Source organism: Pseudomonas sp. FP2335 (assembly GCF_030687535.1).
Taxonomy (GTDB): domain Bacteria; phylum Pseudomonadota; class Gammaproteobacteria; order Pseudomonadales; family Pseudomonadaceae; genus Aquipseudomonas.
The window spans coordinates 2,043,498-2,066,775 of sequence record NZ_CP117437.1; the positions used below are offsets into that span (position 1 = coordinate 2,043,498).

Genomic DNA, 23,278 nt, shown 5'->3' on the forward strand with positions numbered 1-23,278 from the left:
CTCGTTCAGTGGCGGTGCTGGCGCGTCACGCCGGCATCGAATTGCGTGACCACCTGTTGCCAGCCGGCTGCGATCAGCGCCTGGTCAGAGAGGTCGGAAGGAGCGGCCAGGTTGGCGCTGCGATTGAGCCAGACATCCGGCTCGGTACCGTGCACGCGCATCAGCAGCGACCCGGCGGTGCTCGGAACCTGGCTCAAGCCCAGGTAGGACGAAGGCTCCAGCACCTGCCAGCGATGGTCGCCACGGCTGACGGAACTGGCGTCCTGGGCGAAGGGCGCGAAGCCTTCTTCGGCCAGTTGCGCCGGTGTCGGCAGGCTGCTTTGCTCCTGCTGCAACAACTGGATTTCATCCAGGGTCACCCGCAGGTCGGCGTAGATCCCTTGCTCGGCGGCGCTCAGGTCGCGGCGCGCATCCAGCTGATGGCTGGGCACGGCGGTGACTTCCTGGGTTTCGCCATGCAGCGCGATGACCGAACCGGCCACGGCCAGGATGATCAGGCACAGCAGCAGGACGTAGAGGGTTTCGTGGCCGGCCCCGGCGGGGCGGACAACCTGTGTGGTACTCATTGTGGCTGGATGTCCGCTTGGTCGATTTCCACCACGTGGCCAGGGCCCGCATCAAACAGCACGTAGAACTCCGCGGAGGGTTTCTTGAAGGTCAGGGTCGAATCCTGGCCGAGCTTACCGGGCACCAGGATGGTTTCGTCGTAGCCAATCACGTCCAGGGTCACGCCGGGCGCGCCGCTGCCATCGGAGAAGCCGCCTTTGCACTGGATCTGTTCGCCGGGGATTTCCTTGCATTCGCACATCGGGTTGTGGGCCAGGGCCAGGTTACTGAAACCGGCGCACAGCAGCAGGACGCTGCAGGCGCGGGTCAGGCGCATCAAAGTCATGGTTTAACTCCTTGCTTGTTCAGCCAGGCAATGGTGGCAGGCGAGGCCTGGCTCAGCGGGATGGAACCCTGGTGCATGCTGCCGTCCCAGCCTTCCATGGTGATCCACACTTCGGCGTCTACCGGCGTGCGTTCCGGCACCGGCAGGGCGGCACCCATGCGGTACGGCGTGCCAAAGAAGATCACCCCGGCAGCCCGCAGGCTGCGAGGCTTGCCGATACGCAGGTAAGTGGCCTTGACCTGCTCGGCACAGGTGTCGCACAGGGCGGCGTTGAAGAACTTCATCGGGCCTGCCGGGTCCGGGCTCGGGCCTTCATTGCGAAACTCGGCGAGGGTCAGGCTCCAGGGCCCGACCTGCACGTCACCGGCTACGCGTTCGCCGATACCGCTGTCACCGCGGAACAACGCGGCGTCGGCAAAGTATTTGGGCATGAAGCCCAGAGGGATCAGCAACAGCAGGACATTGATGTGAAAACGCCACTTCAGCCAAAAGGCCCGCAGGGGCGAAGGCGGTGCGGCAAGGACCTTGCTCATGGGCGGGCCTCCGAAGTTTCAGCCTGCATGGCCGGGATAGCAGCCGGCGCGCGTTGCGTCTTGGCTTCGCGCTTGAGGGCATTGAGGGTGGCCAGGGCGGTGCGTTTGGTCCAGATCAGCAGGCCGCTCAAGACCATCATGCTCATGATCAGGCCGAAGAACGCCCAGATCAGCTTGATCCACAGGCCACCGAAGTCGCCGGTGTGCAGCGGGCGCATGGACTCGGTGACGAACTCCAGCTTTGAACGGTCGGAAAGCAGGTGCGCGGCGGCGACCTCTCCGTCGTAGGGGTTGATCTGTGCGGTCTGGTACATCAGCGGGTACCAGCCGCGGCCACCAATCTGCAGGTGGCTGTAGGCGTTGAGCGGCAGGCTGACGAAACTCGCCTCCAGGCCCGGGATGCGCTGGGTGGCAATCTTGATTGCCTCGTCCACCGGAATCATCGGTGCCGGCACGCCGGGCTGCGACATGGGCACCTTTTCCCGGGCAATCACCGGGATCACAGGCTCCGTGGAGATCGAAATCTGGTTGTCCCCCAGGATCGCGCGGATCAGGAACCAGATGCCGGTGACGGCGATCACCAGGATGAACCAGATCGACCAGATCCCGCTCAGGCGGTGGAAGTCACCCCAGAAGATCCGCGCACCGTGGCGCACCCGCAGGGTCGGGCGCAGGAAGCCTTTCCAGAATTTCTTGTATACCACCAACCCGGTTACCAGCGACGCCAGCAACGGAATGCCGAGCGCCGACACCAGGTACCAGCCCCAGCTGTAGCCATTGGTGAACGGCACCAGCCACCAGCCGTGCAGGGCGCGGGTAAAGGCCTGGAAGTTGAAGGACGGGCTGATGCCCTGGATCTTGCCGGTATACGGGTTGACGTAGACCTCCACCGAGCGCCCATCCGGGTAGCTGAGGTCGACGCTGAGGGCGAAATGCGATTCGTCGGGACGGCTGATCGACTGGACGAACACCTGGGGCTCATCGCGCTTGATGGCGGCGATCACCTGATCATAACTCAGCGGTTCGGCATCGTCCGATGGCTTGCTGGCGCGGATATCCGGGTTTGCCAGCCAGACGATCTCCTGGCTGACCACCGCCAGGGTGCCGGTGACGCAGACGATCAGTACAAAGAACCAGATGGGCAATGCCAGCCAGCTATGTACGAGAAACCAGAGTTTTGAGCGTGACTTCTTCGACATGTGAATGCGGGTCTTGATCGGAGGGGGGCGATGGAGGCCCGGGAAAGGCCGGTCGTAGCTTTTGCTGACGCGACGGGCTGTATCTAAGTTAAGACGGATGAGAATGAGAAATCCCTAACCGATAAATGAAAGTAAATGTTTCAGTGGCCTGTGAGCGAACACGTGATCACCCCGCAGCAGGGCTTTATCCTGCCTTGAGGTGGCAGCTGTGTTTTTGAGGCCGGCGAACATGCAGGGACTCCTGATGCTGAGTGCCTGCATCCTGGAATCACACGGGGCAAGGGTGAACGCGTGGGAGGGGGCAGGCCCCCTTCCACATTGTGATGGTGTTGCTCCTGGAGTCTCAGCCTTGCTGGAACATTTCCATGGCGCGTTGGCGGATCTGCGCTTCGGTCAGGTCTTCTTTGTGGGTGGCCACAAACCACACATGGCCGAACGGATCTTTCAGCGTGCCGCAGCGGTCGCCGTAGAACTGATCCTTGGGTTCAGAGATCACGGTGCCGCCGGCGGTGATGGCTTGTTTGTACTGCTTGTCGACGTCGTTCACATAGAGGTGGATGCCGACGCTGGTATGCCCATCGCGCGGGCTGCCAAAGGCACTTTCATCACAGGGCGAGCCCAGCATGATCGGCGAGCCGCCGATGCGCAGTTCCGCATGGCCGACCTTGCCGTCGGGCATGTCCAGGCGCATGACCGCAATAGCATCGAAGGCTTTTTTGTAGAACTCGATCGCTTCGGCGGCTTTTTCGATGCCCAGGTATGGGGTAATGCTCTGAAAGCCCTCGGGGATAGGTTTGACGCTCATTTCGTTCTCCTTAGGTGGTGGTTTTGGAGGGACGGCCTTTTCACTATAGGTCACACCTTCGTGGCAACCACATTGACTGGCCCTTCACGTGGGCTCCAGCAACTGCGCCCCCGGCCCGCGCTCACCCAGTTGATCACCCTGATTACGCAACGGGCATGCCTCCAACGACAAACACCCACAGCCAATACAGCCGTTGAGCTTGTCGCGCAGCAGCAATAACTTGTTGATCCGTTCGTCGAGGTCTTCACGCCACAACGCGGATAGCCGCTCCCAATCCTTGGCCGTCGGTGCGCGCCCATCCGGCAAGGCATGCAGCGCTTCGCCAATGGTTGCCAGGGGAATCCCCAAACGCTGTGCGATCTTGATAACCACCACCCGTCGCAGCACATCCCGTGGATAACGCCTTTGGTTGCCCGCGTTACGATTGCTTTTGATCAGGCCCTTGGCCTCGTAGAAGTGCAGGGCCGTGACTGCCACGCCGCTGCGGGCGGCCAGTTGGCCAACAGTGAGTTCCTTGTTGAGCATGTATAAACTCCGAAACAGCGCTTGACCTCTAGTTAACTAGAGGTTTTACCCTGCGTGGCATCGAATCGCAAGATTCTGCCTACAGAGAAAGGGGAGTGTTCATGCAGGTATCAGAGAAGAATCGCGGTTTCACTCAACTGATCGAATTTCACATCGAACCCCGGCAGCAAGTCGCCCTGGTGGCGGCGTTATCCATCCAAAGCGAACGCCTGGCCCAGGACCATGGCGGTTTTTTGAGTGCGAGCGTGCAGGTCAGCGATGACGGGCGGCGGGTGCTCAATTGTCTGCAATGGCAGTCCCGCGAGGATGGCGAGGCGGCGTTCCAGCGCTTTGAGCACGGCGAGGATGATTTCTGGACGCTGATTCGCGCCCACCAGGCCACGGCCGTGACCTTTGGTTCGTTCCAGGTGCTGCGCAGTTTCGAGCGCAGTCATGACGATGCGTTGCACTGCCGCCTAAATGGATAAGTGCAACATCCGTTCGCCTTGCACGTTTTCCCCCGGGCGACGTTTGTTCACCGCCAGCTCGCCGATCTTGATCAGGCGTGTACGTGTGACGTTGCGGCTCAGGCCCAGCAGGTTGGCGGTGTGCACCTGGTTGTAGTGGCTGAAACGATAGGCGGCACGCAACAGTGCATCCTCGACCTTTTCGTGCAGGGCACCGGCCTGTTCTTCGAAGAGTTTCTGGAAGGCTCGCTCCAGTAGCGCTTCGGCACTGTTGTCGGTGGCGTGCTGGCTGTCGTCCTGGCGCTCGATGCGCAGGTTCGACAGGCGCAGGTCGTCGCGTTCGATCACGCCGTTGCGGCAGATCAGCAAGGTGTGGTGGATCACGTTTTCCAGCTCGCGGATATTGCCCGGCCAGCTGTAGCTTTTAAGCTTGTGTTCGGCCTCGCGGCTGATCGTGATCGGCCCGTAGCCCAGGCGCTGGCTGTAGGCTTCGATGAAATGCCGGGTCAACGGCAAGATGTCGCCGGGGCGTTCGCGCAGTGGGCTGAGTTCCAGGCTGACCACGTCGAGGCGGTAGTAGAGGTCTTCGCGGAAATGCCCGGCGTTGATGGCCTTTTCCAGTTGCACGTTGGTCGCCGCCAATACACGCACATCAATCGCAATGCTCTTGCGCGAACCCAGGCGTACGACTTCGCGCTCCTGTAGGACGCGCAGCAACTTGACCTGGATCGCCATCGGCAAATCGCCGATCTCGTCGAGAAACAAGGTGCCGCCGTCGGCCTCCTCGAACCAGCCGGCCTTGGCACTGAGGGCGCCGGTGAAGGCGCCTTTTTCATGGCCGAACAGTTCGGCTTCCACCAGGGATTCGGAGAACGCCCCGCAGTTCACCGCCACGAATGGCCGGTTGCGCCGCGCGCTGAGGTTGTGGATATGCCGTGCCACCAGCTCTTTACCGGTGCCGGTCTCGCCGATGATCAACACGCTGGCTTCGCTGGGCGCCACTTGCTGGATGTGGTCGAGCAGCGCCTGGGATTTGGGGTCTTCGAAGACCTGGGCAGTGGCGCGGATCGAGGTCGCAAGGGCGGGCGAGGGCGGTAAGGTTAAAAGCTGCATGGGCACCTCTTCTTAGGAGTAGAACGTCGGAGTCGGCAGGGATTGGTTCAACGCCCAGTCCCCCAGTTCATGGAGTTTGTAGTCCAGTGGATCGTGCAGGGTCTGGGTGCGCAGGTTGCGCCAGTGGCGGTCCAGGCGCAGCGACGCGTGGGTGGAGCGTGCACCTGTGACTTCAAACAGCCGGCTGCACAACTCCAGGCCCTGGCGGGTGGCGGCGACCTTGGCGGTGGCGATGGCAATCGCCAGTTGGCCACGTTCGTGTTCACGGAGGTTGGGGCCTTTGGCCCAGGCCTGGTCGAGCAAATCGGCGGCACGTTCCACTAACAGGCGCACGCCTTCCAAGGCCACCCAGAACTCGCCGTAGTGATGCAGCACGTACGGGTCGTTGCGCACCTCGGCGGCGGAGGATTTATGCCAGGCACGGGTTTCGGTGAGGGTGTAGTTGCGCGCTTCTTCGAAGGCGCCTTCGGCAATTCCGAGAAACATGTGCGTGAAGGTCAACTGCGCGATCAGTGGGCGCAGGCAGGCGAAGGGCGTGCTCAGCGGGCCGGGATCGAGCAGCAGATCCGACTCTTCGACGCGGACCCGCTCGAAGCTGGCGCTGCCGCTGTCGGTCTGGCGCTGGCCGATGTTGTTCCAGTCGTTGTGCAGGGTGATGCCGCTGCGCCCGCTCGGGATGGCGGCGATCAGCAGTTTGCCGCCGGCGTTTTCATCCACCGCCGAGGCGATGAGCATTTCCGAATCGCTGGCGCCGGAGCAAAAGCTTTTCTTGCCGGAGAACTCACGCCAGCCACCGAAGTCCTTGACCACCGTGCGAGTGTCCAGCGGGTTGAGGGCGTTGCCCCAGAACCAGTTTTTGCGTGCGGTCTGTTCGAACCACGGTTGCCATTGGTCCGGGCGCGAAAACAGGCGCACGGTGGCGAGCATCAGGTGGTGGAAGCCGAAGACGTGGGCGATGGAACTGTCGACCTTGGCGAATTCACGCACGACGCCCAGGGTGTCGCTCCAACGTGCGCCGAGGCCGCCGTATTGGGTGGGAATACTCAGGGCCAGCAGGCCGCTGTGGCGCAGCGCGTCGCGTTCGGCCTTGGGCGTGCCGCCGCGCTCGTCGCGTTCGACGGCGCTGAGGGCGAATTCGGCGGCCAGCAGTTTGGCTGTCTGCAAGGGGGAAGGCAGGACGCTGTGGGGTTTGGCTGTCACGCGGGTTTCCTCACTATCGATTTGGTAATGAAGGCCAAATGAGGGAGCGGGCTTTTGTGGGAGCTGGCTTGCCTGCGATAGCATCACCTCGGGCTAACTGACGTACCGAGGTGTCTGCATCGCGGGCAAGCCCGCTCCCACATAAAGCCGCTCTCACTGCCCTCAAGCCTTTTTCGTGGGCAGTACATCGTTGGCAATCATTTCGCCGAATGGACCAGTGAGGTTGGTGATACCGCGCCCGGCGAGGCTGGCGTATGGCTCCGGCAACAGCGGGAACACCAGTTCGGCAAAGCGATATGCCTCTTCCAGATGCGGATAGCCGGAGAAGATGAAGCTCTCGATGCCCAGGTCGGCGTACTCCTTGATGCGTGCCGCGACCTGTTGCGGGTTGCCCACCAGCGCCGTGCCGGCACCGCCGCGCACCAGGCCGACACCGGCCCACAGGTTGGGGGCGATTTCCAGGTTGTCGCGGCGCCCGTCGTGCAGGGCGGCCATGCGACGCTGGCCTTCGGAATCAAAGCGCGAGAAGGATTTTTGCGCAGCGGCGATGGTTTCATCGCTGATGTGCTCGATCAGTTTGTCGGCGGCTTTCCAGGCGTCTTCTTCGGTTTCGCGCACGATCACGTGCAAGCGAATGCCGAACTTGACGGTGCGGCCGTGACGGGCGGCGCGCTCACGCACATCCGCGAGTTTCTCCGCGACGGCAGCGGGCGGCTCGCCCCAGGTCAGGTACACGTCGACCTGCTCGGCGGCGAGGTCGTGGGCCGCGTCGGAGGACCCACCGAAATACAGCGGTGGGTAGGGCTTCTGCACGGGTGGGTAAAGGGCCTTGGCGTTCTGCACGCGCAGGTGTTTACCTTCGAAATCCACCGATTCGCCCTGCAACACGCGACGCCAGATCTTGAGGAACTCGTCGGAGACTTCGTAGCGTTCGCTGTGGTCGAGGAAACTGCCGTCGCCGCGGTTCTCGTCGGGGTCGCCGCCCGTGACCACGTTGATCAGCAGGCGGCCGTTGGACAGGCGATCCAGGGTTGCGGCCATGCGTGCTGAAACGGTCGGAGAAATAATCCCGGGGCGGATCGCTACCAGATAGCGCAGGCGCTCGGTCAATGGCACCAACGCGGAAGCGATGACCCAGGAGTCTTCGCACGAGCGCCCGGTAGGAATCAGCACGCCGTGGTAACCCAGGCTGTCAGCCGCTTGCGCGACTTGCTTCAGATAATTGAGGGTGACTGGCCGTGCACCTTGGGTAGTGCCCAGGTAATGACCGTCGCCGTGAGTCGGCAGAAACCAGAAAACATCCATGACAAATCCTTAAGCGATTTTCAGCAGGGAGGGGGAGTGCGCTGCAAACAACGGTGCAGCGCGTTCTGCCGCAAGACGGATACGGCCCTTCAAGGGCTCACTGGTTATTTGGTAGTCGGTGAAGTCGGCTTCGGTGGCGTACACACCAATCGGCAAGGTCAATGCCTGGAAGAAGCTGAACAGCGGACGCAACTGGTGATCGAGGACCAATGCGTGGCGTTCGCTGCCGCCGGTGGCGGCCAGCAGCACCGGGGTGTTGATCAGCGCGTTGAGGCCGACCAGGTCGAAGAGGTGTTTGAGCAGGCCCGGGTAGGAGCCGCGATACACCGGCGCAGCGACGATCAGCAGGTCGGCCTGCTCGATGGCCAACAGTTGGCTTTCGACCTCGGCCGGCAATTCGTCGCGGGACAGCGCACCGCCCAATGGCCGGGCAATGTCGCCCAACTCGATCAAGGTGGTCTGGATGGGCAGCAGGGTGGCGAGTTCCGCCAGCACGGCCTGGGTCAATACGAGGGTACGGGACGGGCGCCAGGTTCCGCCGGAGAGGGCAACGACATTCAGGGGACGGGTCATGAACAGTTCCTTTTTCAACAGTGGTTCACAGCAGGTGTGCAGCGTGTTGAGCAAGAGCTGTACCAAAGGCTGCGGGCCTTGAGTGGCGTGGGCTGTGGGCTCAGTGCTGGAAACTCCTGGTGTTGTCGGCCTGCTGATTTGTTGAATGGCTGTTGCCTGGGCAACAGTTGCGTGGCGAACAGTGCCCGTTGGGTGTGTTGCCATTTATAGAGGGTTAGAGATATTCCGTAAATGAACGTATTTCAATATTTATAGATCAATAAAGAATATAAAAGGCGTAGCTATCGAAGGTGCCTCGGCGGCTGATAGCGACTATCACGGCAGGTGATTTTTCCCTGCCCAGGGGCGGGAGTAGCCTGTGTTCATTGACTCGAAACCCACTTCGCAGAGCCGCCACCATGAACCGATTGCTTGCTGTTGCCTTATTGCTTGTCACTTCCGTCGTCGCCGGGTGTGCGACTCATCCTGCGCCTGAGTTGCGTCCCTATTCGGTGGAAGAAAGCAGGCAGTTGGCCCTTGAAGCGCTGAGCCGTCGCGGCTTGTCGTTTGATGAATACCAACAGCAGCGTGCGGCACTGTTGGGGCAGCCACAAAAGTCCTACAGCTTCGATCGCCAGGGTGAAATGAACGCCGAACGCAGCGTAACCCTGCATGGTCGTCCCAGTTGAGTGGGGCATTGGCAGCGAAGAACCCGAGGTTTCCCTTAAGGACCCTCGGGTTTTTGTTTTCCATGGGGCGACTTCAGCCTGTTAAGCTGAATTTCAGGAGCGTTCCTACGCACATTTGCCTAAAGTGGTCCTTTTTTAATGGCATCCGATCGGTTAAACCTGACGACCTCTGTCCCGGTCGATGCACCTGAGACGCTGCTCTCGGGAACCTGCTCTGCGAGTCTTTAACCTCATGAATAAACGTCCGTTGTATTTCGACTACGCCGCCACCACGCCGGTGGATGAGCGGGTCATCCAGGTCATGGTTGACTGCCTGGGTTTCAACGCCAATTTCGGCAACCCTGCGTCCAGTTCCCACGCGTTCGGCCAAGCCGCCCGGCAAACGGTCGAGCAGGCACGTCGCCAGGTTGCCGAACTGGTCGGTGCCGCGCCTGAGCAAATCGTCTGGACTTCCGGCGCGACGGAATCGAACAACCTCGCGATCAAGGGCGTGGCCCAGGCACGGGGCGTGGCGGGCGGGCATATCATCACCAGCCAGATCGAGCACAAGGCCACCCTGGATACCGCGCGGCAACTGCAGGAAGCCGGCGTGGCCGTGACCTATCTGGTGCCGGACGCCGATGGGCTGATCAGCGCCGATGCGGTCAGCGAAGCGTTGCGTGAAGACACCTTCCTGGTATCGCTGATGCTGGTGAACAACGAACTGGGCACACTCAACGATATTCCGGGCATTGGCGCGCGGGTGCGTGAACACGGTGCGTTGTTGCACGTGGATGCTGCGCAGGGCGCGGGCAAGGTGGCGATTGACCTGGGTGAGTGGCCGGTGGACTTGATGTCGTTTTCCGCGCACAAACTGTATGGCCCCAAGGGCATCGGCGCGTTGTATGTGGGGCCGCGGGCGCAGCAGAAGGTGTTGGCGCAGATTCACGGCGGCGGCCACGAAGGCGGCTTGCGCTCCGGCACCCTGGCGACCCATCAGATTGCTGGCATGGGCATGGCATTCGCGCTGGCAGCGGCGTCTTTTGTCGAAGAGAAGGCTGTGATCGTGGGGTTGCGCCAACGTCTGCTGGAGCAGTTGGAGTCGGTTGGCGGTGTGCGCCTCAATGGCAGCGCCACCCAGCGTATTCCCCATACCCTCAGCCTCACATTTGGCGAAGGTGAATTCAACGCTGCGGCCTTGAGCGCGGGCATCGCGTTTTCTGCGACCTCGGCCTGTAATTCGGCAAGCAATGCACCGTCCCACGTACTTCTGGCGCTGGGGCATGATGCGCGCAGCGCCGGGCGTACCATTCGCTTGAGCCTCGGACGGTTTACCACCGAGCAGGATATTGATCAGGCCGTGCAGTTGATCAAGGCGGCACTCGCCAGTGCACCGGCGTTCTGGGCGGTCTGAGCCATTTTTCGCAACACATAATAATTATTCGTGGTTAGCAGGAGACACAATGAGTACGCAGCCCTTGACCCATGGAACGGTTCCCCAGCGCCTGGCGCAGACCCGCGAACTGATGCGCCGCGAGGGCATCCACGCCCTGCTGGTGCCGTCGGCCGACCCGCACCTGTCCGAGTACTTGCCAGGTTATTGGCAGGGACGGCAATGGTTGTCGGGGTTCCATGGTTCGGTGGGGACGTTGATTGTCACTGCGGATTTCGCCGGTGTGTGGGCCGATAGCCGCTACTGGGAACAGGCAAGCAAGGAACTCAAGGGCAGCGGTATCGAGTTGGTGAAACTGCAACCGGGCCAACCAGGGCCGCTGGAGTGGTTGGCCGAGCAAACTCCGGAAGGTGCGGTAGTGGCGGTTGATGGTGCGGTAATGGCCGTGGCTTCGGCGCGGACCCTGGGGGGAAAACTGGCAGAACGCGGCGCACGCCTGCGCACCGACATCGACCTGCTGAACGACGTCTGGCAAGATCGCCCGCCGCTGCCGGACCAACCGATCTATCAGCACTTGCCGCCGCAGGCCACCGTCAGCCGTGGCGAAAAGCTCACGGCGCTGCGTGCCAGTCTGAAAGAGAAGGGTGCTGAGTGGCACTTCATCGCCACCCTGGATGACATCGCGTGGCTGTTCAACCTGCGTGGCGCGGATGTTTCGTTTAACCCGGTGTTTGTGTCCTTTGCGTTGATCAATCAACAACAGGCCACTTTGTTTGTGGCGCTTAGTAAGGTCGACACTGCGTTGCGCGCGGTGTTGGAGCAGGACGGCGTAACCTTGCGCGACTACAGCGAAGTGGCGGATGCGTTGCGTGCGGTGCCATCGGGTGCCACTTTGCAGGTTGATCCTGCGCGCGTGACGGCTGGGCTGTTGGAGAACCTCGATGCTGGCGTCAAGCTGGTGGAAGGCATTAACCCGACCACACTGGCCAAGTCCCGCAAGAGCCTGGCGGATGCGCAACACATCCGCCAGGCGATGGAGCAGGATGGGGCCGCGCTGTGTGAGTTCTTTGCCTGGTTGGACAGTGCGCTGGGGCGCGAGCGCATCACCGAGCTGACCATCGACGAACACCTCACCGCTGCGCGTACGCGTCGTCCTGGGTATGTGTCGCTGAGCTTCAATACCATCGCTGCATTCAACGCCAATGGCGCGATGCCGCATTACCACGCAACCGAGGAAGAGCACGCGCTGATCGAAGGCGACGGTTTGTTGCTCATCGATTCGGGCGGCCAGTACCTGGGCGGTACAACCGACATCACGCGGATGGTGCCAATCGGTTCGCCGAGCGAGGAGCAGAAGCGTGACTGCACTCGTGTGCTCAAGGGCGTGATCGCCTTGTCTCGCGCTCATTTTCCCAAGGGCATCCTGTCGCCGCTGCTGGATGCCATCGCACGTGCGCCGATCTGGGCTGAAGGCGTGGACTACGGCCATGGTACAGGGCACGGTGTAGGTTATTTCCTCAACGTGCATGAAGGCCCGCAGGTGATCGCCTATCAGGCGGCCGCTGCGCCGCAAACGGCGATGCAGGCGGGCATGATCACCTCCATCGAGCCGGGCACTTACCGTCCGGGACGCTGGGGCGTGCGTATCGAGAACCTGGTGTTGAACCGGGAAGCGGGCAAGACCGAATTCGGCGAGTTCCTCAAGTTTGAAACCCTGACCCTGTGCCCGATCGACACCCGTTGCCTGGAGCTTTCGCTGCTGACGGCGGATGAGCGTGAGTGGTTCAACGCCTACCACGCCGAAGTGCGCGAGCGCCTCAGCCCGTTGCTCAGTGGCGCCGCGCTGGAGTGGTTGCAGGTGCGTACGGCGGCTATTTGATCAGGGCTTCGCGCACAAACTCCAGACGGTCCTGACCGAAGAACAGCTGGTTGCCTACAAAGAAGCTGGGCGCACCGAACACGCCGCGTTGAACGGCTTGTTCGGTTTTGTCCTTGAGGGCGGTTTTTACATCGTCATCGTTGGCCAGGGCCAGGACCTGCTCTGGATCAAAACCATGCCCGGCAAGGACACTGGCCACGACGGCTGGATCGCCCAGGTGCAGACCTTCGACCCAGAGGGCACGGAACAGGCAATCGACAAAATCGTCGAAGCGCTCGGGTTGGCGCATCTGCATGCCGGTGACGGCACGCATCAGCACCAGGGTGTTGATCGGGAAGTGCGGGTTGAACTTGAGCGTCACGCCGTAGCGTTGGGCGTATCGCGCCAGGTCATCCAGCATGTAGCGACCTTTGGCGGGGACCATAATCGGCGATGCGTTGCCGGTGGCCTTGAATACGCCACCCAACAACATGGGCTGGTACACCAGTTGCGCCGCGGTTTCAGCGCACAGTGCCGGTAGTTGGGTATAGGCGAGATAGGTGGCCGGGCTGCCGAGGTCGAAAAAGAACTCCAGGGTTTTGCTCATGATCGATGCTCGCTGCTTATGGTTATGGGGCGTGCTTACCAAGGTTCATTCCAGGGGCGCAGGTCCAGCTCGAAGGTCCAGGCGTCTCTGGGTTGGCTATGCAGGTACCAATAGTTTTCGGCAATGTGTTCGGGGTTGAGGATGCCGTCCTGGTCCTTGAGCGCATACTTTTGTGGAAAGTTGTCGCGAATGAAGTCGGTATCGATGGCGCCATCGACCACCACGTGGGCGACGTGGATATTTCTCGGGCCCAGTTCTCGCGCCATGCTTTGTGCCAGAGCGCGGATCCCGTGCTTGGCCCCGGCGAACGCGGCGAAACCTGCTGCGCCGCGTAAACCGGCGGTAGCGCCAGTGAACAGGATAGTGCCTCGGTTACGGGTGACCATGCGTTTGGCGACTTCACGGGCGTTCAAGAAGCCTGAGAAACAGGCCATTTCCCAGATCTTGAAATACTTGCGCGCCGTTTCGTCAAGGATGCTGCAGGGCACGTTGGCGCCGATATTGAAGACGAACGCTTCAATGGGGCCGAGCTCGGTTTCGATTTTCTCGATCAGCGCGATCACGTCTTCTTCTTTACGTGCGTCGCAGGCAAAGCCATGGGCTTCGCCGCCGGCCGAGTGAATGCTGTCGACCAGAGGTTGTAATTTGTCGGCGCTACGACGGGTGACACAGGCCACATACCCTTCCTGGGCGAAGCGCCTGGCGATGGCGCCGCCGGTGGCATCACCGGCGCCCACTACCAATACGATTTTCTTGTTGTGTGTCATGGGAACTCCGTTGGCTCGATTGTCGAGCAGGAGTCTAGACGCAACACCGCGAGGGACTGGGTATGTATCAGGAATTTAAGATGAGCAGTCGGAGGCTGACTGCTCGGTCGTTTACTTGCAGATGACGATCATGCTGCGGCTGGTATAGCCGGCGGGGTTGAGGCCGAAGGGGTAGTCCCCTGGCTCTTCGGAGTTGTCACCCGACTTGGCGATAACCCGGTAGCCTTTGGCGCCGCAGGAGTTGGTTGCACTGGTGTAGCACTGCTCCCAGGAGGACGACAGGCCGGAACAGTTGATATGCAGCCCTTTTTTGCCCCGTTTTACTTCTGTCTTGGTGGTCGCGGCACAGCCGGCAATCGCCACGATCATCAACAGCATCAAAATTCGCTTCATTCCCATCCTTAATAGCCGCTTCGCAATACTTGAAGCTGGCTCTACTCGCTCTCGAGTGTAGCGTTCGCGCTGTCCTTGTCGAAAGTCTCCATGAATGACATTCGTTTGCGGCTTTAACATGGCCTAAATAAGCGGCAAATACCAGAGCTACATTTCGATATGACTCAATCGGCAGGAACCAGCGGTTTGGAGCCGCTGCCCATCGTCAGCGTCGCCCCGACAGACGCCAGGATGATGCAGGTAATGGCCAGCCATTGCGCGAGGGAGAGGTGTTCTTGCAGGAAGAGCAGGCCTGAAAGTGCGCCGAATGCCGGTTCGATACTCATGAGCGTGCCAAAGGTGCGGGCGGGGAGACGTGTCAGCGCGACCATCTCCAGTGTGTAGGGCAGGGCAGTGGACAGGATGGCGACGCCGATAGCGATCGGAATCAGTGCAGGGGTCAGCAATGCGGCGCCGGCGTGGACGATTCCGATTGGCGCAATGAACAACGCGGCAATCATCACGCCGAGGGCAGCTGTTTGGACGCCGTTGTCGTTACCTGCTTTCTGGCCGAACAGAATATAGAGTGCCCAGCAGACGCCTGCGCCGAGTGCGTAGGCGGCGCCGATCAGGTCGATGCCGTGGCTGGTTTCTCCTGTAGGGATCAACAACAGCAGGCCAATGATGGCAAGGCCGATCCAGAGGAAATCCACCGCGCGCCGTGAGGCATATATCGCTACCGCGAGAGGGCCGGTAAATTCGAGTGCTACCGCAATGCCCAAGGGCACGCTGCGCAAGGACATATAGAAGAGGAAGTTCATGCCTCCCAATGCCAGGCCGTAGACGACGACGGTACGCAAGGATTTGGCTGTCAGCTTGGCGCGCCAGGGGCGTAATAGAAGCAGCATGATCACGCTGGCAAAAATCAGGCGCAGGGCGGTGGTGCCTTGTGCACCGACGATAGGGAACATGCTTTTGGCGAGCGAAGCGCCGGTCTGCACGGAAGCCATGGCGATCAACAGCAGGCCGACAGGGAATAATGTCGAGGCCAGGCTGCGAGAAGAGATGGTCATTGAGAGGGGGTGTCCGAGATCATTTTAAGAGTGGCGTAGGGCGCTATGATGCTCAACTGTTTAGCGTTGAGCAATATATTGCTCAGTCATTGGCGTTGTCCTTTCTATATAGAGTGGTTTTGGCGGTTTTCAGGCTAATTGATAGTAAAAACAAATTAATGGTTGACGGCAGATTCTGGATGTCTATAATTCGCCCCACTTCCGGCGCAGTCGAAACGGAAAACTCTTTGGTAAACAATGAGTTACGCAGTTTTCGGCAGCAGGTTGCTTCAGTTCATCGAAGCGCTCAGGAAGTTGAAAAAGAGGTGTTGACAGCAGCGTGTAACGCTGTAGAATTCGCCTCCCGCTAACGAGAGATCGTAAGCGCAAGTGGTTGAAGTTGTTGAAGAAATCTTCGAAAGCTTCTGAAAATAATCACTTGACAGCAAATGAGGCTGCTGTAGAATGCGCGCCTCGGTTGAGACGAAAGATCTTAACCAACCGCTCTTTAACAACTGAATCAAGCAATTCGTGTGGGTGCTTGTGGAGTCAGACTGATAGTCAACAAGATTATCAGCATCACAAGTTACTCCGCGAGAAATCAAAGATGTAACCAACGATTGCTGAGCCAAGTTTAGGGTTTCTTAAAAACCCAAAGATGTTTGAACTGAAGAGTTTGATCATGGCTCAGATTGAACGCTGGCGGCAGGCCTAACACATGCAAGTCGAGCGGTAGAGAGAAGCTTGCTTCTCTTGAGAGCGGCGGACGGGTGAGTAATGCCTAGGAATCTGCCTGGTAGTGGGGGATAACGTTCGGAAACGGACGCTAATACCGCATACGTCCTACGGGAGAAAGCAGGGGACCTTCGGGCCTTGCGCTATCAGATGAGCCTAGGTCGGATTAGCTAGTTGGTGGGGTAATGGCTCACCAAGGCGACGATCCGTAACTGGTCTGAGAGGATGATCAGTCACACTGGAACTGAGACACGGTCCAGACTCCTACGGGAGGCAGCAGTGGGGAATATTGGACAATGGGCGAAAGCCTGATCCAGCCATGCCGCGTGTGTGAAGAAGGTCTTCGGATTGTAAAGCACTTTAAGTTGGGAGGAAGGGCAGTTACCTAATACGTATCTGTTTTGACGTTACCGACAGAATAAGCACCGGCTAACTCTGTGCCAGCAGCCGCGGTAATACAGAGGGTGCAAGCGTTAATCGGAATTACTGGGCGTAAAGCGCGCGTAGGTGGTTTGTTAAGTTGGATGTGAAATCCCCGGGCTCAACCTGGGAACTGCATTCAAAACTGACTGACTAGAGTATGGTAGAGGGTGGTGGAATTTCCTGTGTAGCGGTGAAATGCGTAGATATAGGAAGGAACACCAGTGGCGAAGGCGACCACCTGGACTAATACTGACACTGAGGTGCGAAAGCGTGGGGAGCAAACAGGATTAGATACCCTGGTAGTCCACGCCGTAAACGATGTCAACTAGCCGTTGGAAGCCTTGAGCTTTTAGTGGCGCAGCTAACGCATTAAGTTGACCGCCTGGGGAGTACGGCCGCAAGGTTAAAACTCAAATGAATTGACGGGGGCCCGCACAAGCGGTGGAGCATGTGGTTTAATTCGAAGCAACGCGAAGAACCTTACCAGGCCTTGACATCCAATGAACTTTCCAGAGATGGATTGGTGCCTTCGGGAACATTGAGACAGGTGCTGCATGGCTGTCGTCAGCTCGTGTCGTGAGATGTTGGGTTAAGTCCCGTAACGAGCGCAACCCTTGTCCTTAGTTACCAGCACGTAATGGTGGGCACTCTAAGGAGACTGCCGGTGACAAACCGGAGGAAGGTGGGGATGACGTCAAGTCATCATGGCCCTTACGGCCTGGGCTACACACGTGCTACAATGGTCGGTACAGAGGGTTGCCAAGCCGCGAGGTGGAGCTAATCCCATAAAACCGATCGTAGTCCGGATCGCAGTCTGCAACTCGACTGCGTGAAGTCGGAATCGCTAGTAATCGCGAATCAGAATGTCGCGGTGAATACGTTCCCGGGCCTTGTACACACCGCCCGTCACACCATGGGAGTGGGTTGCACCAGAAGTAGCTAGTCTAACCTTCGGGAGGACGGTTACCACGGTGTGATTCATGACTGGGGTGAAGTCGTAACAAGGTAGCCGTAGGGGAACCTGCGGCTGGATCACCTCCTTAATCGACGACATCAGCTGCTCCATAAGTTCCCACACGAATTGCTTGATTCATTGAAGAAGACGATAAAGAAGCAGCCCGAAATTGGGTCTGTAGCTCAGTTGGTTAGAGCGCACCCCTGATAAGGGTGAGGTCGGCAGTTCGAATCTGCCCAGACCCACCAATTTTGTGTGGGAAACGCCTGTAGAAATACGGGGCCATAGCTCAGCTGGGAGAGCGCCTGCCTTGCACGCAGGAGGTCAACGGTTCGATCCCGTTTGGCTCCACCACTACTGCTTCTGTTTGTTGAAAGCTTAGAAATGAGCATTCCATCGTGACGATGGTGAATGTTGATTTCTAGTCTTTGATTAGATCGTTCTTTAAAAATTTGGGTATGTGATAGAAAGATAGACTGAACGTTACTTTCACTGGTAACGGATCAGGCTAAGGTAAAATTTGTGAGTTCTCTTAGTTGAGAAATTCGAATTTTCGGCGAATGTTGTCTTCACAGTATAACCAGATTGCTTGGGGTTATATGGTCAAGTGAAGAAGCGCATACGGTGGATGCCTTGGCAGTCAGAGGCGATGAAAGACGTGGTAGCCTGCGAAAAGCTTCGGGGAGTCGGCAAACAGACTTTGATCCGGAGATGTCTGAATGGGGGAACCCAGCCATCATAAGATGGTTATCTTGTACTGAATACATAGGTGCAAGAAGCGAACCAGGGGAACTGAAACATCTAAGTACCCTGAGGAAAAGAAATCAACCGAGATTCCCTTAGTAGTGGCGAGCGAACGGGGACTAGCCCTTAAGTGGCTTTGAGATTAGCGGAACGCTCTGGAAAGTGCGGCCATAGTGGGTGATAGCCCTGTACGCGAAAATCTCTTAGTCATGAAATCGAGTAGGACGGAGCACGAGAAACTTTGTCTGAATATGGGGGGACCATCCTCCAAGGCTAAATACTACTGACTGACCGATAGTGAACTAGTACCGTGAGGGAAAGGCGAAAAGAACCCCGGAGAGGGGAGTGAAATAGATCCTGAAACCGTATGCGTACAAGCAGTGGGAGCAGACTTTGTTCTGTGACTGCGTACCTTTTGTATAATGGGTCAGCGACTTATTTTCAGTGGCGAGCTTAACCGAATAGGGGAGGCGTAGCGAAAGCGAGTCTTAATAGGGCGTCTAGTCGCTGGGAATAGACCCGAAACCGGGCGATCTATCCATGGGCAGGTTGAAGGTTGGGTAACACTAACTGGAGGACCGAACCGACTACCGTTGAAAAGTTAGCGGATGACCTGTGGATCGGAGTGAAAGGCTAATCAAGCTCGGAGATAGCTGGTTCTCCTCGAAAGCTATTTAGGTAGCGCCTCATGTATCACTGTAGGGGGTAGAGCACTGTTTCGGCTAGGGGGTCATCCCGACTTACCAAACCGATGCAAACTCCGAATACCTACAAGTGCCGAGCATGGGAGACACACGGCGGGTGCTAACGTCCGTCGTGAAAAGGGAAACAACCCAGACCGTCAGCTAAGGTCCCAAAGTTATGGTTAAGTGGGAAACGATGTGGGAAGGCTTAGACAGCTAGGAGGTTGGCTTAGAAGCAGCCACCCTTTAAAGAAAGCGTAATAGCTCACTAGTCGAGTCGGCCTGCGCGGAAGATGTAACGGGGCTCAAACCATACACCGAAGCTACGGGTATCACGTAAGTGATGCGGTAGAGGAGCGTTCTGTAAGCCTGTGAAGGTGAGTTGAGAAGCTTGCTGGAGGTATCAGAAGTGCGAATGCTGACATGAGTAACGACAATGGGTGTGAAAAACACCCACGCCGAAAGACCAAGGTTTCCTGCGCAACGTTAATCGACGCAGGGTTAGTCGGTCCCTAAGGCGAGGCTGAAAAGCGTAGTCGATGGAAAACAGGTTAATATTCCTGTACTTCTGGTTATTGCGATGGAGGGACGGAGAAGGCTAGGCCAGCTTGGCGTTGGTTGTCCAAGTTTAAGGTGGTAGGCTGAGATCTTAGGTAAATCCGGGATCTTAAGGCCGAGAGCTGATGACGAGTTACCTTTTAGGTAACGAAGTGGTTGATGCCATGCTTCCAAGAAAAGCTTCTAAGCTTCAGGTAACCAGGAACCGTACCCCAAACCGACACAGGTGGTTGGGTAGAGAATACCAAGGCGCTTGAGAGAACTCGGGTGAAGGAACTAGGCAAAATGGCACCGTAACTTCGGGAGAAGGTGCGCCGGTGAGGGTGAAGGACTTGCTCCGTAAGCTCATGCCGGTCGAAGATACCAGGCCGCTGCGACTGTTTATTAAAAACACAGCACTCTGCAAACACGAAAGTGGACGTATAGGGTGTGACGCCTGCCCGGTGCCGGAAGGTTAATTGATGGGGTTAGCTAACGCGAAGCTCTTGATCGAAGCCCCGGTAAACGGCGGCCGTAACTATAACGGTCCTAAGGTAGCGAAATTCCTTGTCGGGTAAGTTCCGACCTGCACGAATGGCGTAACGATGGCGGCGCTGTCTCCACCCGAGACTCAGTGAAATTGAAATCGCTGTGAAGATGCAGTGTATCCGCGGCTAGACGGAAAGACCCCGTGAACCTTTACTATAGCTTTGCACTGGACTTTGAATTTGCTTGTGTAGGATAGGTGGGAGGCTTTGAAGCGTGGACGCCAGTTCGCGTGGAGCCATCCTTGAAATACCACCCTGGCAACTTTGAGGTTCTAACTCAGGTCCGTTATCCGGATCGAGGACAGTGTATGGTGGGTAGTTTGACTGGGGCGGTCTCCTCCTAAAGAGTAACGGAGGAGTACGAAGGTGCGCTCAGACCGGTCGGAAATCGGTCGTAGAGTATAAAGGCAAAAGCGCGCTTGACTGCGAGACAGACACGTCGAGCAGGTACGAAAGTAGGTCTTAGTGATCCGGTGGTTCTGTATGGAAGGGCCATCGCTCAACGGATAAAAGGTACTCCGGGGATAACAGGCTGATACCGCCCAAGAGTTCATATCGACGGCGGTGTTTGGCACCTCGATGTCGGCTCATCACATCCTGGGGCTGAAGCCGGTCCCAAGGGTATGGCTGTTCGCCATTTAAAGTGGTACGCGAGCTGGGTTTAGAACGTCGTGAGACAGTTCGGTCCCTATCTGCCGTGGACGTTTGAGATTTGAGAGGGGCTGCTCCTAGTACGAGAGGACCGGAGGGGACGAAACTCTGGTGTTCCGGTTGTCACGCCAGTGGCATTGCCGGGTAGCTATGTTCGGAATAGATAACCGCTGAAAGCATCTAAGCGGGAAACTAGCCTCAAGATGAGATCTCACTGGAACCTTGAGTTCCCTGAAGGGCCGTCGAAGACTACGACGTTGATAGGTTGGGTGTGTAAGCGCTGTGAGGCGTTGAGCTAACCAATACTAATTGCCCGTGAGGCTTGACCATATAACACCCAAGCAATTTGCGTCGAAAGGCCAGATTGCGGTGTGTGAAGACGAAATGAACCGAAAGTTCGACGTTCACAAAACACCGAAAGCTATCACATACCCAATTTGCTGAAGCGGGGCATAAGCCACGACTCAGTACCCGAATTTCTTGACGACCATAGAGCATTGGAACCACCTGATCCCATCCCGAACTCAGCAGTGAAACGATGCATCGCCGATGGTAGTGTGGGGTTTCCCCATGTGAGAGTAGGTCATCGTCAAGATTAAATTCCAAAACCCCTGTTTGCTAACGCAAACAGGGGTTTTGTTTTGGGCGGTCGAAAAGTGCGAAGAAACAATCTCGCCTCCCCAGGCGCCAAATAACATGCCGTTGGGGAAATCGATGCAAAGTGTTTCCGCATTTTTGGTATGGTGCAGCACATTTTCACAAGGACTGATCTTTCACCCGCAGGACGCGGCGTCGACCTTCTTCAACGAGATGCTGTAGAAATGCCTGAACCGATACCCATCAAAGATCACGAAAACGAGAACCGCTTGGTCAACAAGCGCCTGCTTGCCTGCGCGCTGTTGGTGATTGGCATCACGTGCGCCCTGGTGGGCCGCATGTACTTCCTGCAAGTCGTGCAGTTCGACTACCACTCCACGATTTCTGAAAACAACCGCGTTCACGTCCTGCCGATCACTCCAACCCGTGGCTTGATCTATGACCGCAACGGCGTGGTACTGGCCGACAACCGGCCCAGCTATAACCTGACGATCACCCGCGAACGCACCGCTGATCTCAAGGGCGAGTTGGACGCGATCGTGAACCTGCTGCACCTGCCTGCCGAAGACCGTGCCGTGTTCGATAAGGCGCTCAAGCAAGCCCGGCACCCGTTCGTTCCCGTGACATTGTTCTACGAGTTGACCGAAGAGCAAATCGCCGTGCTGGCCGTAAACGAGTTCCGCCTGCCTGGCGTGGATGTCGAGCCACAGTTCGTGCGTCACTACCCGTTGGGTGCACATTTCGCCCATTCCATTGGCTACGTCGGTCGGATCAACGAAAAGGAGTCCAAGGCCCTCGATTCGGTTGAGTACCGCGGCACCCAGTCCATTGGCAAGACCGGCATCGAGCGCTTCTACGAATCCGAATTGCATGGTCACGTAGGTTACGAAGAGGTCGAGACCAACGCTCAAGGCCGCGTACTGCGCGTGCTCAAGCATACCGATCCGGTCCCCGGCAAAAACATCGTCCTCAGCCTCGACGTCCACCTCCAGGAAGCTGCCGAGGAAGCCCTGGGCGACCGTCGCGGTTCGGTGGTGGCTCTCGACCCGCAGACCGGCGAGGTGCTGGCCATGGTCAGCAAGCCGAGCTTTGACCCGAACATGTTCGTCACCGGCATCAGCTTCAAGGAATACGCGGCGCTGCACGACTCCATCGACCGTCCGCTGTTCAACCGCGTACTGCGCGGCCTCTACGCGCCAGGCTCGACCATCAAGCCCGAAGTCGCCATCGCCGGTCTCGACAGCGGCGTAGTTACCGCCCAGACCCGCGTGTTTGACCCCGGCTACTACCAACTGCCCGACTTCGACCACAAATATCGCAACTGGAACCACAGCGGCGATGGCTGGGTAGACATGGACGCGGCCATCATGCGTTCCAACGACACCTACTTCTATGACCTGGCCCACAAGCTCGGCATCGACCGGCTGCATGATTACCTGGCCGAGTTCGGCCTCGGCCAGAAAGTCTCCCTCGACATGTTTGAAGAGTCAGCCGGGCTGATGCCATCCCAGGCCTGGAAGCGCGCAACACGCCGCCAACCCTGGTTCCCCGGCGAGACCGTGATCCTCGGCATCGGCCAGGGCTACATGCAGGTCACCCCGCTGCAACTGGCCCAAGCCACCGCGTTGATCGCCAACAAAGGTGTGTGGAACCGTCCACACCTGGCCAAAACCATCAACGGCGTGCCGCCGGTGGACGAAAATCCTATGCCTAATGTGGTGCTCAAGGACCCGCGTGACTGGGAACAAGTCAACCACGGCATGCAATTGGTGATGCACGACCCGCGCGGCATCGCTCGCGCCGCAGCGCAAGGCGCGCAATACCGGATTGCTGGCAAGAGTGGTACGGCGCAGGTGGTCGCGATCAAGCAGGGCGAACGCTACGACCGCAACAAGACCTTGGAGCGTCACCGCGACAACGCCTTGTTCGTCGGCTTTGCGCCGGCCGAACACCCGAAAATCGTGATCTCGGTGATGATCGAAAACGGTGAGGCCGGCGGACGGGTTGCCGGTCCTGTGGTGCGCCAGATCATGGATGCCTGGTTACTCGACCAGGAAGGCCACCTCAAGCCGCAATATGCGACGCCGGCCAAAGCCCCAGGTGACCCGCACGTTTAAA

General features: G+C 58.4%; 19 protein-coding genes, 2 tRNA genes and 3 rRNA genes. 10 read left to right on the top strand and 14 right to left on the bottom strand.

The window, feature by feature from the left end:
* Positions 1-5: 5 nt before the first annotated feature.
* The 6 genes from PSH81_RS09220 to soxR form a co-directional block, all read right to left on the bottom strand.
* Positions 6-566, bottom strand: coding sequence for a DUF6162 family protein (locus PSH81_RS09220; RefSeq protein ID WP_305392356.1), 561 nt, complete (start codon positions 564-566; stop codon positions 6-8).
* Positions 563-892, bottom strand: a complete 330-nt coding sequence (locus PSH81_RS09225; protein WP_192301223.1) for a hypothetical protein — start codon at positions 890-892, stop codon at positions 563-565. Before PSH81_RS09225 ends, PSH81_RS09220 begins: the two co-directional genes overlap by 4 nt.
* Complete coding sequence (locus PSH81_RS09230) at positions 889-1,425, bottom strand: thiamine pyrophosphate-binding protein (protein WP_192301224.1); 537 nt, start codon at positions 1,423-1,425, stop codon at positions 889-891. The genes PSH81_RS09225 and PSH81_RS09230 overlap by 4 nt, the downstream gene beginning before the upstream one ends.
* Entirely contained in the window at positions 1,422-2,624 is a 1,203-nt protein-coding gene (locus PSH81_RS09235) for a PepSY domain-containing protein (protein WP_226455502.1), read from the bottom strand. The genes PSH81_RS09230 and PSH81_RS09235 overlap by 4 nt, the downstream gene beginning before the upstream one ends.
* Positions 2,625-2,967: 343 nt before the next feature.
* Entirely contained in the window at positions 2,968-3,429 is a 462-nt protein-coding gene (locus PSH81_RS09240) for a VOC family protein (RefSeq protein WP_226455503.1), read from the bottom strand.
* An 84-nt stretch (positions 3,430-3,513) separates the two neighbouring features.
* The gene (gene soxR, locus PSH81_RS09245; protein WP_192301227.1) at positions 3,514-3,954 is read right to left on the bottom strand and encodes a redox-sensitive transcriptional activator SoxR; all 441 of its coding nucleotides are present in this window, start codon (positions 3,952-3,954) and stop codon (positions 3,514-3,516) included.
* Positions 3,955-4,055: 101 nt separating this feature from the next.
* On the opposite strand from soxR, the gene PSH81_RS09250 reads away from it, so the two are divergent.
* A complete protein-coding gene (locus PSH81_RS09250; protein WP_192301228.1) occupies positions 4,056-4,421 on the top strand; it encodes an antibiotic biosynthesis monooxygenase in 366 nt (121 codons plus the stop codon).
* Here the strand turns inward: PSH81_RS09250 and PSH81_RS09255 are convergent.
* From PSH81_RS09255 to msuE, 4 genes are all read right to left on the bottom strand, one after another.
* The gene (locus tag PSH81_RS09255; protein WP_305392357.1) at positions 4,410-5,513 is read right to left on the bottom strand and encodes a sigma-54-dependent Fis family transcriptional regulator; all 1,104 of its coding nucleotides are present in this window, start codon (positions 5,511-5,513) and stop codon (positions 4,410-4,412) included. The two genes, PSH81_RS09250 and PSH81_RS09255, sit on opposite strands and share 12 nt — an antisense overlap.
* Positions 5,514-5,525: 12 nt before the next feature.
* Positions 5,526-6,713, bottom strand: coding sequence for an acyl-CoA dehydrogenase family protein (locus PSH81_RS09260; RefSeq protein WP_305392358.1), 1,188 nt, complete (start codon positions 6,711-6,713; stop codon positions 5,526-5,528).
* 162 nt (positions 6,714-6,875) lie between these two features.
* Positions 6,876-8,018 carry an FMNH2-dependent alkanesulfonate monooxygenase gene (gene ssuD / locus PSH81_RS09265; protein ID WP_226455506.1) on the bottom strand — a complete coding sequence of 381 codons (1,143 nt, stop codon included), beginning with the start codon at positions 8,016-8,018 and terminating at the stop codon, positions 6,876-6,878.
* 9 nt (positions 8,019-8,027) lie between these two features.
* The gene (msuE, locus tag PSH81_RS09270) at positions 8,028-8,591 is read right to left on the bottom strand and encodes an FMN reductase (protein ID WP_192301232.1); all 564 of its coding nucleotides are present in this window, start codon (positions 8,589-8,591) and stop codon (positions 8,028-8,030) included.
* A gap of 398 nt (positions 8,592-8,989) precedes the next feature.
* On the opposite strand from msuE, the gene PSH81_RS09275 reads away from it, so the two are divergent.
* The 3 genes from PSH81_RS09275 (at position 8,990) to PSH81_RS09285 (ending at position 12,510) form a co-directional block, all read left to right on the top strand.
* The gene (locus PSH81_RS09275; protein ID WP_192301233.1) at positions 8,990-9,259 is read left to right on the top strand and encodes a hypothetical protein; all 270 of its coding nucleotides are present in this window, start codon (positions 8,990-8,992) and stop codon (positions 9,257-9,259) included.
* Positions 9,260-9,491: 232 nt separating this feature from the next.
* Complete coding sequence (locus PSH81_RS09280) at positions 9,492-10,652, top strand: cysteine desulfurase family protein (protein ID WP_305392359.1); 1,161 nt, start codon at positions 9,492-9,494, stop codon at positions 10,650-10,652.
* A 49-nt stretch (positions 10,653-10,701) separates the two neighbouring features.
* On the top strand, positions 10,702-12,510 hold the full coding sequence (locus tag PSH81_RS09285; RefSeq protein WP_305392360.1) for an aminopeptidase P family protein: 1,809 nt from the start codon (positions 10,702-10,704) through the stop codon (positions 12,508-12,510).
* Here the strand turns inward: PSH81_RS09285 and PSH81_RS09290 are convergent.
* The 4 genes from PSH81_RS09290 to rhtA all read right to left on the bottom strand — a co-directional run bounded on the left by PSH81_RS09290 (position 12,503) and on the right by rhtA (position 15,308).
* A complete protein-coding gene (locus tag PSH81_RS09290) occupies positions 12,503-13,096 on the bottom strand; it encodes a 2-hydroxychromene-2-carboxylate isomerase (RefSeq protein WP_226455510.1) in 594 nt (197 codons plus the stop codon). The two genes, PSH81_RS09285 and PSH81_RS09290, sit on opposite strands and share 8 nt — an antisense overlap.
* 35 nt (positions 13,097-13,131) lie before the next feature.
* Positions 13,132-13,863: an SDR family oxidoreductase gene (locus PSH81_RS09295; RefSeq protein ID WP_226455511.1), complete on the bottom strand. Its 732-nt coding sequence runs from the start codon at positions 13,861-13,863 to the stop codon at positions 13,132-13,134.
* A gap of 111 nt (positions 13,864-13,974) precedes the next feature.
* A complete protein-coding gene (locus PSH81_RS09300) occupies positions 13,975-14,256 on the bottom strand; it encodes a hypothetical protein (RefSeq protein WP_192301238.1) in 282 nt (93 codons plus the stop codon).
* 164 nt (positions 14,257-14,420) lie between these two features.
* A complete protein-coding gene (rhtA, locus tag PSH81_RS09305; RefSeq protein ID WP_305392361.1) occupies positions 14,421-15,308 on the bottom strand; it encodes a threonine/homoserine exporter RhtA in 888 nt (295 codons plus the stop codon).
* Positions 15,309-15,951: 643 nt separating this feature from the next.
* Here rhtA and PSH81_RS09310 point away from each other — a divergent pair.
* The 6 genes from PSH81_RS09310 to mrdA all read left to right on the top strand — a co-directional run bounded on the left by PSH81_RS09310 (position 15,952) and on the right by mrdA (position 23,277).
* A 16S ribosomal RNA gene (locus PSH81_RS09310) occupies positions 15,952-17,488 on the top strand.
* Positions 17,489-17,571: 83 nt separating this feature from the next.
* Positions 17,572-17,648: transfer RNA gene (locus PSH81_RS09315), tRNA-Ile, on the top strand.
* Between the two features lie 30 nt (positions 17,649-17,678).
* Positions 17,679-17,754: transfer RNA gene (locus PSH81_RS09320), tRNA-Ala, on the top strand.
* A 247-nt stretch (positions 17,755-18,001) separates the two neighbouring features.
* Positions 18,002-20,893: ribosomal RNA gene (locus PSH81_RS09325) — 23S ribosomal RNA — on the top strand.
* Positions 20,894-21,042: 149 nt separating this feature from the next.
* Positions 21,043-21,158 (top strand): 5S ribosomal RNA (rrf, locus tag PSH81_RS09330).
* The 16S, 23S and 5S rRNA genes sit together here with 2 tRNA genes alongside, the layout of an rRNA operon.
* A gap of 226 nt (positions 21,159-21,384) precedes the next feature.
* On the top strand, positions 21,385-23,277 hold the full coding sequence (gene mrdA / locus PSH81_RS09335) for a penicillin-binding protein 2 (protein ID WP_192300289.1): 1,893 nt from the start codon (positions 21,385-21,387) through the stop codon (positions 23,275-23,277).
* Position 23,278: the final 1 nt, after the last annotated feature.

Excerpts from the sequence above, each read along its gene's own strand:
- PSH81_RS09275 (WP_192301233.1), top strand. The coding sequence starts at position 8,990 with ATGAACCGATTGCTTGCTGTTGCCTTATTGCTTGTCACTTCCGTCGTC.
- PSH81_RS09225 (WP_192301223.1), bottom strand. The coding sequence starts at position 892 with ATGACTTTGATGCGCCTGACCCGCGCCTGCAGCGTCCTGCTGCTGTGC.
- soxR (WP_192301227.1), bottom strand. The coding sequence starts at position 3,954 with ATGCTCAACAAGGAACTCACTGTTGGCCAACTGGCCGCCCGCAGCGGC.
- PSH81_RS09255 (WP_305392357.1), bottom strand. The coding sequence starts at position 5,513 with ATGCAGCTTTTAACCTTACCGCCCTCGCCCGCCCTTGCGACCTCGATC.
- ssuD (WP_226455506.1), bottom strand. The coding sequence starts at position 8,018 with ATGGATGTTTTCTGGTTTCTGCCGACTCACGGCGACGGTCATTACCTG.
- PSH81_RS09285 (WP_305392360.1), top strand. The coding sequence starts at position 10,702 with ATGAGTACGCAGCCCTTGACCCATGGAACGGTTCCCCAGCGCCTGGCG.
- PSH81_RS09240 (WP_226455503.1), bottom strand. The coding sequence starts at position 3,429 with ATGAGCGTCAAACCTATCCCCGAGGGCTTTCAGAGCATTACCCCATAC.
- PSH81_RS09290 (WP_226455510.1), bottom strand. The coding sequence starts at position 13,096 with ATGAGCAAAACCCTGGAGTTCTTTTTCGACCTCGGCAGCCCGGCCACC.
- msuE (WP_192301232.1), bottom strand. The coding sequence starts at position 8,591 with ATGACCCGTCCCCTGAATGTCGTTGCCCTCTCCGGCGGAACCTGGCGC.
- PSH81_RS09300 (WP_192301238.1), bottom strand. The coding sequence starts at position 14,256 with ATGAAGCGAATTTTGATGCTGTTGATGATCGTGGCGATTGCCGGCTGT.
- PSH81_RS09235 (WP_226455502.1), bottom strand. The coding sequence starts at position 2,624 with ATGTCGAAGAAGTCACGCTCAAAACTCTGGTTTCTCGTACATAGCTGG.
- PSH81_RS09250 (WP_192301228.1), top strand. The coding sequence starts at position 4,056 with ATGCAGGTATCAGAGAAGAATCGCGGTTTCACTCAACTGATCGAATTT.
- mrdA (WP_192300289.1), top strand. The coding sequence starts at position 21,385 with ATGCCTGAACCGATACCCATCAAAGATCACGAAAACGAGAACCGCTTG.
- PSH81_RS09230 (WP_192301224.1), bottom strand. The coding sequence starts at position 1,425 with ATGAGCAAGGTCCTTGCCGCACCGCCTTCGCCCCTGCGGGCCTTTTGG.
- rhtA (WP_305392361.1), bottom strand. The coding sequence starts at position 15,308 with ATGACCATCTCTTCTCGCAGCCTGGCCTCGACATTATTCCCTGTCGGC.
- PSH81_RS09280 (WP_305392359.1), top strand. The coding sequence starts at position 9,492 with ATGAATAAACGTCCGTTGTATTTCGACTACGCCGCCACCACGCCGGTG.
- PSH81_RS09295 (WP_226455511.1), bottom strand. The coding sequence starts at position 13,863 with ATGACACACAACAAGAAAATCGTATTGGTAGTGGGCGCCGGTGATGCC.
- PSH81_RS09220 (WP_305392356.1), bottom strand. The coding sequence starts at position 566 with ATGAGTACCACACAGGTTGTCCGCCCCGCCGGGGCCGGCCACGAAACC.